The organism is Lysobacter sp. 1R34A, assembly GCF_051217035.1.
In the GTDB taxonomy this organism is placed as follows: Bacteria; Pseudomonadota; Gammaproteobacteria; order Xanthomonadales; family Xanthomonadaceae; genus Lysobacter.
In genome coordinates this window covers 1-13,914 of record NZ_JBPKJP010000101.1, presented here as the reverse complement: position 1 = coordinate 13,914, position 13,914 = coordinate 1, and the positions used below count along the sequence as shown (strand labels likewise).

The 13,914-nt window shown below is 67.5% G+C and carries 6 protein-coding genes; 1 reads left to right on the top strand and 5 read right to left on the bottom strand.

Features of this window, described 5'->3' with window-relative positions; genetic code table 11:
• Nucleotides 1-82: 82 nt before the first annotated feature.
• On the bottom strand, nucleotides 83-4,966 hold the full coding sequence (locus ACSAMQ_RS17285; RefSeq protein WP_435396846.1) for an alpha-2-macroglobulin family protein: 4,884 nt from the start codon (nucleotides 4,964-4,966) through the stop codon (nucleotides 83-85).
• Nucleotides 4,967-6,095: 1,129 nt separating this feature from the next.
• On the opposite strand from ACSAMQ_RS17285, the gene ACSAMQ_RS17280 reads away from it, so the two are divergent.
• Nucleotides 6,096-8,012, top strand: coding sequence for a M4 family metallopeptidase (locus ACSAMQ_RS17280; RefSeq protein WP_435396844.1), 1,917 nt, complete (start codon nucleotides 6,096-6,098; stop codon nucleotides 8,010-8,012).
• A gap of 113 nt (nucleotides 8,013-8,125) precedes the next feature.
• Here ACSAMQ_RS17280 and ACSAMQ_RS17275 read toward each other — a convergent pair whose 3' ends face one another.
• The 4 genes from ACSAMQ_RS17275 to mtnA form a co-directional block, all read right to left on the bottom strand.
• Nucleotides 8,126-8,485: a DUF1428 domain-containing protein gene (locus ACSAMQ_RS17275; RefSeq protein ID WP_435396843.1), complete on the bottom strand. Its 360-nt coding sequence runs from the start codon at nucleotides 8,483-8,485 to the stop codon at nucleotides 8,126-8,128.
• Between the two features lie 426 nt (nucleotides 8,486-8,911).
• Complete coding sequence (locus ACSAMQ_RS17270; protein WP_435396842.1) at nucleotides 8,912-9,505, bottom strand: YceI family protein; 594 nt, start codon at nucleotides 9,503-9,505, stop codon at nucleotides 8,912-8,914.
• Nucleotides 9,506-9,807: 302 nt separating this feature from the next.
• Nucleotides 9,808-12,462 (bottom strand): DNA gyrase subunit A, encoded by a 2,655-nt coding sequence (gene gyrA, locus ACSAMQ_RS17265; RefSeq protein WP_435396845.1) that lies wholly within the window; start codon nucleotides 12,460-12,462, stop codon nucleotides 9,808-9,810.
• 633 nt (nucleotides 12,463-13,095) lie between these two features.
• On the bottom strand, nucleotides 13,096-13,914 hold an 819-nt coding region (mtnA, locus tag ACSAMQ_RS17260; RefSeq protein ID WP_435396841.1), incomplete at its 5' end, for an S-methyl-5-thioribose-1-phosphate isomerase.

Below are 13,914 nucleotides of genomic sequence, written 5' to 3'. Positions count from 1 at the left end.
GGCGCGGTCGGCGCCGCGCAGGCCGCGAGCAGCCAGGCCAGCGCGGCGGCAAGCGAAACGCTTCCCGCCGCCCTGCCTCGACTCAAGGCTGACGCACCGTCAGCGACGCCGGCGAGGCCTTGCCGACACCGCGCAGGTCGGGCCGGTACATGTCCTCGACCAGCGACGGCGGCACCGTATAGGTGCCCGGCGTCACCGCGCGCACCAGGTAGAACACGCGCGCGGTCTGGTTCTGCTCGAGCTTGAGCGCGGCGACGTAGCGATCGTCGCGGAACTCTTCGTGGCGGACTTCGGCGGCGCTGCTGCGTTCGGAGATCTCGATCCCGTCGACGACCACGCCGGCCCACTGCTTGGCGTCGCCGAGGTTGAAGTTCTCGATCTCCAGGCCGGCCGGCAGCAGATCGGTCAGCAGCGCATCGGGCATCGCGCGATGGGCCTTGATCGTGACCTGCACGATCAGCGCCTCGCCTTCGACCAGGCCGCCGCCCGACCATTCCTTGCCCTCGGTGGTGTAGTACTTGCGCCCGACTTCGATCATCGAGCTGTCGGCGGCCGGCGCCGTGCGCGGCACGCCGGCGATTTCCATGCTCGCGTAAAGCGGTGGCTGGCCGCTCGGGCTGAAGCTGACGCCGCGGGCCAGCGCGGCGTAGTCGAACACGCGGCCGATCAGCTTGGCCGGGTCGGCGTCCGAGGCGCTGTCGCCGACCGTCCAGCGGCCGGAGATCTGCTTGGCCTGGTCGGCCATCAAGGCCTTGCCCAGCCGCGCCAGGGCGACCTGCTCCTGGGTGCTGAGCCACAGCCAACCGCTGTTGCGGCGCGCATCGAGCTCGCGGCCCATGCCGACCACGCGCGCTTGGTACTCGGGCTTGGACAGCTTGTGCTCGTGCACCAGCGCGATCATCAGGGCGTCGTCGCGCAAGCGGCTGCCGTAGTCGCCGAGATACTCGGGGCGGTCGGCCGGATCGCGCGCGAAGCCTTCCTTGATCGCCTTGGCGCCGCGGCCCTTGTCGCCCTGCAGCGACAGGGCCAGGCCCAGGTGCACCAACGGCAGGCCGGTCAGGCTCTGCTTGCGGTCGTTGTCGTAGAGCGCACGCAAGGTGCCGAGCGGCGCGCGGTTGACCCGGGCGAGCACGTAGCCGGCGTGGGCCTGATAGGCGAACTTGAGATGTTCGCGGCGGTCGTAGCCGTAGAACGAGGCATTGCCCGACAGCAAGTCCTCGTTGAGCACCTTCAGCGCCTTCTGCAGCATCGCCTCCGGCACGGCGAAGCCGCCGTCGCGCGCATCGAGCAGGAACTCGACCACGTACGGGGTGATCGCCGGGTTGACGTAGTCGCCGTCGCCCCACATCGAGAAGTGGCCCGAGCCGATCTGCATCGCCGCCAGGCGGCCGAACGCGCCTTCCATGCGCGCGCGCCGCTGCTTGGCGTCGAGGCCCTTGGCGCCGAGCATCTTGGCGGTGGCGTCGTCGAGCTCAAGCGCGGCATAGCCCTTGCTCGTGGTCTGTTCGGCGCAGCCGTACGGGTATTCCAGTGCGCCCTGCAAGGCGCTCGCGAACGGGATCGGCGGCAGCGCGCTGATCACCATGCGCGCGTTGACCGAATCGGGCATCAGCCCGTCGGCGAAGTCGGCGCCGAGCTGGACCGTGCCGAGTTCGTCGAGCACGCGCGTGCGCGAACGCAGCACCGACGGCCAGGCCGGACGCACCGGCACGTCGTAGCGGCGATCGACCTTGTAGCCGTTGCCGTCCACCCGCACCCGAACCTGCGCGGTCGTATAGCCCTCGCGCGCGACGATCGGGAAAGTCAGGGTGCGCTTGGCGTCGACGCCGAGCGAGAGCTTGTGCTCGCCGTCGGACAAACCGAGCGGGCCGATGCCTTCCACCCGTACTTCGAACTCGCCCGGCTTGCCGGTGAAGTTCTGCACGTCCAGGGTCACGTTGCTCTTGTCGCCGGGCGCGAGCACGCGCGGCGTGCTGGCCTCGGCCAGCACCGGCGCGCGCACCACGGTTTCGGCGTCGCGGTTGCCGTAGCTGCCGCCGGCATAGACCAGGGCCGAGACGCGCAGGGTGCCGTTGAAGTCCGGCACCGCCAGTTTGACCCGGGCGATGCCCTTGGCGTCGAGCTTGACCGGCCCGGCGAACAGATCGACGGTCTGCACCCGCGCGGTCGGGCGCCGCGCCTGCGGCAGGGCCTGCAGCGCCATGTCGCCGCCGAAGCGGATCTTGGCGGTTTCGCCCTCGTAGCTTTCGATCACCCGGCCATAGACATCGTAGCCGTCGACGCCGAGGCGGCGCTGAGCGAAGAAATGCGCGGCCGCGTCCGGCACCGGGAAGCGGGTGATGTTGATGATGCCCAGGTCGACCGCGGACACGGTCACGTAGGCGTCCTTGCCGGCGAGCTGCGGTGCGCTGATGGTGACCGGCAAGTCCTGCTCGGGACGCATCAGCTTGGGCACGTTGAGGCCGACCGCGACCTTGCGCTCGCGCCGGTCCATCTTGACGTGGGCCACGCCGACCGCGCGCGCCGGAGTGATCTTGCTCGGCGCGCTGCCCCCGCGGAACACCAGGGCGGTCACGTAGACGTCGTGGCGCTCCCACTCGGCGGTCACCGGGATCTTGAACTTGCTGCCGGCCTTGGCGTCGATCGACTGCACGTACAGCATGCGGTCGCTCTCGACCATCAGCAGGCCCGGGCCGGCGTGCGGCGGAGTCAGGGTGACTTCGAGGGTGTCGCCGGCCTGGTAGGCGGTCTTGTCGAGCGCGAGCTTGACCTTGTCGGGACGCGCGTCGAGGCCGCGGTTCTGGTCGTCCCAGCTCCAGCCGGCGCGGAACGGATAGCGCGTGGTCAGCTTGGTCGCCGGGTCGTAGACGTCGACCCGGTACTCGCCCCACTCGACCGGGAAGCTGAGCTTGACCGGCGCGGCGCCGGCATCGACGTTGCGCACCTCGATGTCTTCGTAGCGGCGGGTGAAGTCGTAATCCCAGCCGCCCTCGTCGCCGTAGTTCCAGTGATAGTCGCGATGCTCGCGGACCAGGGTCACGCGCAGGCCGGTCGCCGGGCGCGGCTTGCCGTCGCTGCCGACGCGGGCGATCTCGAAGCCGGCGTTGCCGTCGGCGTCGGTGCCCTCCTTGTCGTCGAACAGGGGACGCACGCCGACCAGGGCGTCGGCCGGCCACAGCACCCGCTTGAGGCTGCGGTTGACGCTGCGCCCGCCGGTCTCGTAGACGCTGCCGGTGACGATCGCGGCGATCGGGCTGACCGGCTTGGCCTCGTCGGGCAAGGCGATGTCCTGCTGCAGCTTGCCGTCGGCGCCCAGGCTGGTGTCGACGACGTCCTTGGCTTCCTTTGGCAGGCTGACGGTCGGGTCGCCGAAGAAATAGCCCGGCATCTGCTCCAGCGGATGCTGTTCGATCATCACCGCGAGCTTGGCGGTGAAGCGGTTGCCGGCGGCGGGCGCGCCGTACAGATAGGCGGCATCGACGCCGAGCTTGAACGGCTGGCCGGGCTTGAGCACCGCCGGCGCGTCGAGTTCGAGCTTCAGGCGCTCGGGCAGGAACTCCTCGATGCGCAGGCTCATGCCCTGCACCGCTTCCTTGCTGCTCGGGTCGGTGCGGAATTCGACCCGCCAACGGCCGGTGGCGGCGTCGGCGGGAATCGGTTGCGCATGCCGCACATAGCCCTGCGCGTCGGGCTGCAGGCGCGTTTCCAGGAAGGTCTTGCCGTCCGGCTGCACGTAGCGCAGGAACACCGGCTGCGGCGCCTTGCCCTTGCTGTCGACCGGCTTGCCGTCCTGGTCGCGCAACAGCGCCGACAGGCGCACGGTTTCGCCGGGCCGGTAGAGGTCGCGGCCCGACCAGGCGAACACGTCGAACCAGGCCTGTTCGCGGCCGGCGACGGCGAACTCGGACAGGTCCAGCGCCGGTTGATTGAACGGCAACATCGACACGTCGCTGCCGCGCTGGGCGATCAACACGTGGCCGGCATCGAGCTTGTAACCGAGCATGGCGTTGCCGTTGCTGTCGGTCTGGCCCTTCAACACCGGCTCGCCTTCGGCGTTGAGCACCTTCAGTTCGACCCCGCTGACCGCTTCGCCGGCCTGCAGCGAGGCGACGTGCACGAACAGCTTGTCCTTGTAGGCGCGCGAGTGCAGGCCGAGATCGCTGACGGTGAAGAACGCGGTCTCGAATTCGTCCTTGAACTGGCCGGCGCGCTTCATCACCGCGAAGTACAGGCCCGGCTCCTGCAGTTCCTTGATGTCCTGCAAGGGCAGATAAGTCAGCACCCGTTCGTTGGGCTTGCCGCCGAGCACGAAGCGGTTGACGTAGACCGGCTCGGCCAGCTTGGACAGCGGCTTCTTGTCGTCCCAGTCGCGCTCCAGGTCCCAACTGCCGCGGCGGCCGCCGCGCTGGTACTCGGAGAAGAACTTCGGCAGTTCCTTTTCCTTGACCCGCAGGAACTCGACGTCGACCTCGGGCACGTTGATCGACACCACCGGCAGGCCGCGGCTGTCGCGCGCCGGCAGCACGCTGCCCTGCGAGGCGAAACCGACCACCGGGTCGAGCGGGCCGGTATGCACCGGCTTGCTGATCTGCTGGCCGATCCGGTCGCCGGCCGCGGCGGTCAGCCCGGCCTTGACGGTGACCACGTAGTCCTTGCCGGCTTCGACATGCGGGAAGCGCAGCACTTTGCCGTCCTCGTCGAGCACCCAACTGCCCTGCACCGCCGCGCCGTTCTTGTCGGCGACCGACAGCAGTTCGTCGAAGCTCTGGGTGCCGACCAGCGGCTGGCTGAATTCGAGCGCGATCGCGAGTTCGTCGCGCTTCTGGTCCGGATAGGCGGCGACCAGGGCGAAGCCCTTGACCGCGTCGCGCTTGGCCTGGATCGCCTCGCCGCTGATCTCCGGCAGCTGCCCTGCGGTGTCGCGCTTGCAGCCGACCGCCGCCAGCGTGGTTGCGACCAACAGCATCCACAGGACGCGCGCCACCAGGGCGCGCACGTTTCCTTTCGTCGCCGAACTCACTCGTTCCATGAAGATCTCCACGCTGATGCGCGCAGTATAGAGTGCGACGGCGCTCAAAGAATCATCCCCGGAGCCGCGCCTGCGAGCGCGGTTGCGCGCCGCGCTCGCCCATCGTTCCGGCTAACGCACGAAAGCGCGGCTTGCGAACTGCGGCGGCGCGCCGGTCGGCGCCTATCCCCTGTCGGGCGGACGCCGATTCAAGCCGCCGATGCCAAGCCGATGCCAAGCCGAGTCCCAAGCCGCCGAAGCGAAGACCTCGGGCGCGGCGGCGGCATGGGAGCCGGCCATGCGCGCACCGCCGCATCGACCGATGGTGGAAACTCGCCCGCCGTTTCGATTGGCTCGGCTGATTCGATTCGACTCGATTCATCGCGATTCGATTCGAAGAAACCGGACGATTGCCAAGTATGAAAATCGATGCCCCGCGCCGAGCCCGAACCCGCTTTACCGGCCGATTCGCGACGCTTATGCCAAAAGATAATAAACAGGCTTGTGCGAGCGCGATTACAGAATCACCCGGACCCGTGTCACAGCGGGGGATGGAAATATTCAGGCCGCTTAAAAACTGCGAAATCGCGCCGAACCGCCGCTTATCTTCGCCGTTGCGGCCGCGACGAGGACAGTTATTGAAAACCCGCAAAGACAACTGGCGTCACATTATAAAAACGCAATCGCGCAATATCTCCCTAGCGACGGGACGCAATAAGTTGCTGCATGGCAGCAATTTTCTTGCAACATTATTACACCCGAGAATATTCACAAAACGCGGCCTCTCGCCGCGCCGAGCCTGATCGCAGAACGATTTCAGAAGAAATCAATTTTTGAGGCCCTGCGTGCACGTCGCATTCGCACTGTGATCTTCGTAGCGTGCGTTGACGGATTTTTTGACCCGCCCCTAGCGTCCTTCCGCCACGCCGCACGTCGGCGCGGTATCCGCACGGAGCTTGCCCACCCACCCGCCCAAAAACGCGATCGAACGGCGGCTGGAGTGTCCGGCTACGGGGGAACGGATGCACGAGCAATGAGCCGGCCGCGCCCGCGGCCATCATCCACACTCGTTTCGGGGGTAATACCAGTGAATCGCAACGTATCACCGACCCTGCATGCCCTGTCCATCGCCATGTCCTTCGCGCTCGTTTCCGGGGCAGCAGGCGCCGCTCAGCGCGTCGACCTGCACCTGAAGAACGTCGACCAACTCAACAAGCAGTACCAGGCCGCCGTCGCCAAGTCCGGCGCCGCGGCCAAGGCCAACGTTCGTCATGCCGAGCTGATCGCGCTGGACTCGAACTCCAGCCTGAGCGTGCTCAAGAGCAGCCAGGACGACAACGGCAACCGCAACTACCGCTATCAGCAGAGCTTCCGCGGCGTGCCGATCTTCGGCGAACACGTCGTCGTCAGCGAAGACGCCAGCGGCAACGTGCGCGCCCTGTTCGGCCGTTCGGTCGAAGGCCTCGCCGCCGAACTGCCGGCCACCGCCCCCAAGCTGAGCCAGGCTCAGGCCCTCAGCGTGGCCAAGAGCGCCGGCCTCGGCAAGCGCGTCGGCGCCCTGCAGACCCGCAACGAAAGCAGCCGTCAGATGATCTACATCGACGACAACGGCCGCGCCCACATGGCCTATGTGGTCAACTACTTCGCCGATGCCGCCCAGGGCGGCGAGCCGACGCGTCCGTTCGTGATCGTCGACGCCAACAGCGGCAAGGTCCTCAAGCAGTGGGAAGGCCTGAACCACGCGCTGGTCGGCACCGGCCCCGGCGGCAACCAGAAGACCGGCCAGTACGAATACGGCACCAACTTCGGCTTCAACGACGTCACGCAGAGCGGCAGCACCTGCACGATGAACAACGCCAACGTGAAGACCGTGAACCTCAATCACGGCACCAGCGGCAGCACGGCGTTCTCGTTCACCTGCCCGCGCAACACGGTGAAGGCGATCAACGGCGCGTTCTCGCCGCTGAACGACGCTCACTACTTCGGCAAGGTCGTGTTCGACATGTACAACAGCTACGTCGGCCTGCCGCCGCTGACGTTCCAGCTGAGCATGCGCGTCCACTACAGCAACAGCTACGAGAACGCGTTCTGGGACGGCTCGGCCATGACCTTCGGCGACGGCCGCACCACGTTCTATCCGCTGGTGAGCCTGGACGTGTCGGCGCACGAAGTCTCGCACGGCTTCACCGAGCAGCAGTCGGGCCTGATCTACTCGGGCCAGTCCGGCGGCATCAACGAAGCCTATTCCGACATCGCCGGCGAAGCCGCCGAGTTCTTCATGAACGGTACCAACGACTTCCTGGTCGGTGCGCAGATCTTCAAGGGCACCGGCGCGCTGCGTTACATGGCCAACCCGCCGCAGGACGGCCGTTCGATCGGTCACGCCAGCAACTACACCTCGGGCATGGACGTGCACTACTCGTCCGGCGTGTACAACAAGGCGTTCTACCTGCTCGCCACCAAGGCCGGCTGGGATACGCCGAAGGCGTTCAAGGCCTTCGCCAAGGCGAACAAGGACTACTGGACTCCGAGCACCGACTTCAACAACGGCGCTTGCGGCGTCGAGAAGGCCGCCACGGATCTGGGCTATGCCGTCGCCGACGTTTCGGCCGCGTTCCTGAGCGTCGGCGTCGACTGCCCCGGCGGCCCGGGCCCGGGTCCGGGCACGACGTACACCAACGGCACCGACTACGCGATCAACGACAACTCCACCGTCGACAGCCCGATCACCGTGTCCGGCCGCACCGGCAATGCCCCGACCAACGCCTCGGTGTCGGTCAACATCATCCACACCTACCGCGGCGACCTGAAGGTCGACCTGGTGGCTCCGGATGGTTCGCTGTACAACATCAGCAACCGCGCCGGCGGCAGCGCCGACAACCTCAGCGGCACCTTCACCTTCAATCTGTCCAGCGAACCGCTGAACGGTACCTGGAAGCTGCGGGTGAACGACAACGCCAATGCGGACGTCGGCCGTATCGACACCTGGAGCATCACGTTCTGATCCGGATCGCTCCGGCCACGAACGCGTCCGGTTGAGGACAAGGAAAACCCCGGCTCAGGCCGGGGTTTTCTGTGCGGCGGCGGGCCGCAGCGCCTATGCGGGCCGACTCGGGCTCAGTAGGACACCACGTACTTGAAGCCGCCGAAGATCATCCGCTTGCTGTCGAACGGCACCGCCTTCGGGTCCATCATGTCGGCCAGGCGCGGATCGGCCATGACTTTCTTGTTGATGCGGTCGCGTTGCGCGCGCGATTTGTACACGATCCACGAGAACACCACGACCTCGTCCGGCTTGAGCTTCACCGCCTGCGGGAACGAGGTGGATTTACCCGGCTTGACGTCGTCGGCGACGGACTCGACGTACTGCAGAGCGCCGTATTCCATCCAGATCTTGCCGGCCTTGCTGGCGAGCCGGCGATAGGCGGCGAGATTCTTCTTCGGTACCGCCAACACGAAACCATCGACGTAACTCATGACTCCTCCTAGCGGGGACAGTCCCCGGTTTCAAGGACGAACCGGTCCGGCGACGAACCGGTTCGACTCGCAAGCTGCGTCCCCACGACCGCATGACCGCGCCCGAATGCCGGGTCCCGCCATCGCCATGGCGAAGACTCGGCAGCGACGCTGCGCAGGAAGCAGCGATAGCCGCGCCCCTCGCGACTGGGCCGTGCAGCAGTAACCCGGCCGTTGGAAACGCCGCGTGATCATGGCCTGGGCTCGCCTAGCGAACCCGTACGCAGGCCGGGGGCTACACGGCAGAGTTCGCTTTCGACGCCGGACGACGCAGGCCGCGGCGCGGCCACGGACGCCGGAGCGCCTCGGCATCGACCGGTGCGACGCCTGCAGGCACCGCATTGGACGGATGCGCGGCCCGACGCCGGTTCGGCCGGCGCGGGTCGCTTACTCTGCCGCGACCGCCTCGACCTGGATGCGCAGATCCACCTTCATGCTGAAGCCGTACTCCTTGCCGGCGGCCATGCCGAACTGGTCGCGCTCGAAACTCCCGCCGGCGTCGGCGCCGCACAGCTCGCGCTTGAGCATCGGATGCGGGATGCACTTGAACTTGGCGATCTTCAGGCTCAGCGGCTTGGTCACCCCGCGCAGGGTCAGCTCGCCGTCGACCCGGGTCGGCGCGCCGTCGACGAAGCCGGCGAGCTTGCCCTTGTAGGTCGCGGTCGGAAACTTCGCGCTGTCGAACAAATCCGCCTTGCTGGCGTGTTCGTTCATCGCATCCAGACCGAAGTCGATGCTCTTGGTGTCGACGACGACCTCGACCGTGCCGCTGCCGGCCTGCTTGTCCAGCACCACCGTGCCTTCGGACTTGTTGAACTTGCCGCGCCACACCGACACGCCCATGTGGTCGGCTTCGAAGCTCGGATAGGTATGAGTGGGGTCGATCTTGTAGGTGACCGGTGCCGCCAGGGCAGCGCCTGCGAAGGATGCGCCGGCCAGCAACGTCAGGCTGGCCAGAGTCGAACGGATGACTGTGTTCATCGCGGAATCCGAAGCGGAGGTGCCGGCCAAGCTAGCACCGGCGCTTCGCGGGTCGCAACCGTGGGCGCGCGAATTGAGCGTCCGTGCGCAAACTCGTCCCGGATGTCAGCCTGGCGTCAGCGCGGCGTCAGCTTGCGCCTGTTCAGCCCGCGCGCGGACTGCGCGCAGACACCTTCGTGGACACATCGTCGTCCAGAGCAGGCCGCCCGCGGGCGATGCCGCGGGCGTGCCGCAAGCGATCGGCACGGCAAAAAAAACGCCGCCCGAAGGCGGCGTTTTCCTGGCCGGTCATGTCGCCGGCGTCACGCCTCCGGCGAGGAAGGCTCCTGCGCGTCCGCGGCCGCAGCGGCCTCGATCGCATCGCCCGGCAGCGCCGGCAAACCCGTTTCGCCGCCTTCTTCCACGTCGTCCAGCGAAGCGTCGAGACGCTCGATGGTCTGCAGGTTTTCGTTCTCGGCCAGACGCATCAGGGTCACGCCCTGGGTGTTGCGGCCGACCTGCGAAATGCCGGCGGCGCGGGTGCGCACCAGGGTGCCGCCGTCGGAGATCATCAGCACTTCGTGGTGATCGCTGAGCTGGATCGCGCCGACCAGGGCGCCGTTGCGGTCGGTGGTCTTGAGCGCGATCACGCCCTGGGTGCCGCGGCCCTTGCAGGGATATTCCTCGACCGCGGTGCGCTTGCCGAAACCGCGCTGGCTGGCGGTCAGGATGTCGCCGTCGCCGTCGATCACCACCATGCTGACGACGAAGGCGTTGCCCTCGCCCTCCTCGCCCTCGGCCAGGCGGATGCCGCGCACGCCGGTCGCGGTGCGGCCCATCGCGCGCACCGAACTCTCGGAGAACCGCACCGCCTTGCCGTTGCTGGCGAACAGCATCACGTCGCGCTGGCCGTCGGTCAGGGCCACGTCGACCAGGGCGTCGCCGTCGTCGAGGTTGATCGCGATCTTGCCGCGCGCCAGACGGAAGGCGAACTCGCTGAGCGGGGTTTTCTTGACCGTGCCGTTGCGGGTGGCGAAGAACACGAAGTGATCGTCGTCGTAGGCGCGCACCGGCAACACCGCCTGCACCTGCTCCCCGGCTTCCAGCGCCAGCCAGTTGATGATCGGGCGGCCGCGCGCGTTCGGGCCGGCATCCGGCAGTTGGTGCACGGACAGCCAGAACACCCGGCCGGCGCTGGTGAAGGTCAACAAGGTGTCGTGGGTGTTGACCAGCCACAGCTTGTCGATGAAATCCTCGTCCTTGGTAGCCGCCGCGTTACGGCCCTTGCCGCCGCGCTTCTGCGCGCGGTAGGCGCTGACCGGCTGGCGCTTGGCGTAGCCAGAATGCGACAGGGTCACGACCACGTCTTCCGGCGCGATCAGGTCGAGGATGTCGAGATCCTCTTCGCTGGCGCGGATTTCGCTGCGGCGCGCGTCGCCGAATTCTTCCTTGAGGTTGAGCAGTTCGGTGCGGATGACTTCGAGCAGCACGTCGGGATTCTCGAGGATCTCGATCAGGCCGCGGATCGCGTCGAGCAGCAGCTTGTATTCCTCGGTGAGCTTTTCCTGCTCCAGGCCGGTCAGGCGGTGCAGGCGCATTTCCAGGATCTGGGTGGCCTGGACCTCGGTCAGCTGGTAACGGCCGTCGTGCAGGCCGACGCCGGCCGGCAGGTCTTCCGGACGCGAGGCTTCGGCGCCGGCGGCGCCGAGCAGCGCGCCGACCAGGCCCGGTTCCCAGGTCTTCTCGAGCATGCGCTCGCGCGCTTCGTTCGGGTTCGCCGAGGTCTTGATCAGCTCGATCATCTCGTCGATGTTGGCGAGCGCGACGGTCAGGCCTTCGAGGATGTGCGCGCGCTGGCGCGCCTTGCGCAGCTCGAAGATGGTGCGGCGGGTCACCACTTCGCGGCGGTGACGGATGAAGGCTTCGATGATCTGCTTGAGGTTCAGCAGCTGCGGGCGGCCGTCGACCAGCGCCACCATGTTGATGCCGAACACCGATTCCATCTGCGTCTGCTGATAGAGGTTGTTGAGCACCACTTCGGCCGATTCGCCGCGCTTGACCTCGATGAAGATGCGCATGCCGTCCTTGTCGGACTCGTCGCGCAACTCGCTGATGCCTTCGAGGCGTTTTTCCTTGACCAGCTCGGCGATCTTCTCGATCAGGCGGGCCTTGTTGACCTGGTACGGAATCTCGGTGACCGCGATCGCCTCGCGGCCGGTGCTCTCGTTGACCTCGATCTCGGCGCGCGCGCGCATGCGCACGCGGCCGCGGCCGGTGCGGTAGGCGTTGATGATGCCGGCGGTGCCGTTGATGATGCCGGCGGTCGGGAAATCCGGGCCCGGGATGTATTCCATCAGCGCGTCGACATCGAGCTCCGGATCGTTGATCAGGGCGATGGTCGCGTCGATCACTTCCGACAGGTTATGCGGCGGGATGTTGGTCGCCATGCCCACGGCGATACCGGCCGAGCCGTTGACGAGCAGGTGCGGCACCCGGGTCGGCATGACCGTGGGTTCGAGTTCCTTCTCGTCGTAGTTGGGCTGGAAGTCGACGGTTTCCTTGTCGATGTCCGCCATCAGCTCGTGGGTGAGCTTGGACATGCGCGATTCGGTGTAACGCATCGCCGCGGCGGAGTCGCCGTCGACCGAACCGAAGTTGCCTTGGCCGTCGACCAGCAGATAACGCAGCGAGAACGGTTGCGCCATGCGCACCAGCGTGTCGTAGACCGACTGATCGCCGTGCGGGTGGTACTTACCGATCACGTCACCGACGATACGCGCCGACTTGAAATGCGGCTTGTTGCTGTGAGCGCCCAGCTCGCTCATGGCGTAAAGGACGCGGCGGTGCACAGGCTTGAGGCCGTCCCGGACGTCGGGAAGCGCGCGGCCGACGATCACGCTCATGGCGTAATCGAGATAGCTGCGGCGCATCTCGTCTTCGAGATTGACCTGGATGATTTCCTTGGCGAGTTCGGCCATCAGGGTTCCGTTGCGTGCGGTGATTCGGACGCCCCGGACGAACGGCATCGGCATTCCTGTCGGAACGCCGCAAACAGGGTCCCAGCGGGCCTGTCCTGCAGCTCGCTCGGGGCGGCATAAAGTGACTGGAAATCATACCACGAAACGCAGTTTCACGGGGACCTGATTCCCGGGCAGAAACAATCACTTGGATGTGATTTTCAGCTGCGCTGCAGCATCGGTCGCAAGGCGGCCGTCGCGGGCCCGATCCGGCCGGTTTGGGAACGGCCGTCCAGGCCCCGGCAAGGGCTGTCGATGCACCGCGCGAAACGTTCGCTGCGGATGCCCGGCGGTGCCGCTGCGAGCCGCCGGCAAGGACCTGGGCGCGGGCGCCCGCCACGCACCTCTGCGCTGCGTCTGCGCGGAATCCGGGCGCCGGGCGGCAGCCAGGACGGCCGCCACCAGCGTCTGCGGGGCGCAGACACGCTCGGCGAGGAGGCCTTTACCGTTCGCAGCCCAGGCCGGCGGGATGCGCCCCGCTTGGCGATCGCCGAGATCCGAAGCGACCGGCATGGGCAGGTTCATCGCCCCGCCTGCGGTGGAAGCGGCCGCAGCCGCGGCCGGCGCAAACGCCGGCGCATCGCCGGGCTCGATTCAGCCGCCGAACGCGGCCCGCATCGCCGCCTCGTCGGGGCGCTCGATCACGCCGCGTTCGGTGACGATGGCGTCGATCAGCTCGTGCGGAGTCACGTCGAACACCGGGTTCCAGGCGCCGACCCGCTCGGCTGCGGTGCGGGTGCCGCCGACCGCGAACAGCTCGCCCGGGTCGCGTTCTTCGATCTCGATCGCATCGCCCGACAAGGTCTCCATGTCGACCGTCGACGACGGCGCAGCGACCATGAAGCGCACGCCGTGGTGACGCGCGGCGATGGCCAGCTGATAGGTGCCGATCTTGTTGGCGGTGTCGCCGTTGGCGCAGATGCGGTCGGCGCCGACGATGACCCAGCGCACCTTGCCGGTCTTCATCAGGTGCGAAGCGGCCGAGTCGGCGATCAGGGTCGGCGAGATGCCGTCCTGCTCGAGCTCCCACACGGTCAGCCGTGCGCCCTGCAGCCAGGGCCGGGTCTCGCCGGCGAACACCGCGTCGATGCGGCCCTGGGCGACGCCGGCGCGGATCACCCCGAGCGCGGTGCCGAAGCCGGCGGTCGCGAGCGAGCCGGTGTTGCAATGGGTCAGCACGCCGCTGCCGGGTTCGATCAGGGCCGCGCCGAGCGCGCCCATGCGCCGGTTCGCAGCCAGGTCTTCGTCGGCGATCGCCTGCGCCTCGCGGGCGAGGACTTCGCGCCAGTCGCCGCCGGCGCCGGCCAGCGCCCGGCGCATCCGCGCCAGCGCCCAGGCCAGGTTGACTGCGGTCGGACGCGCCGCATTGAGGCGCTGCAGGGCCGGTTCGATCGCCGTCAGGGCCTCGCGGCC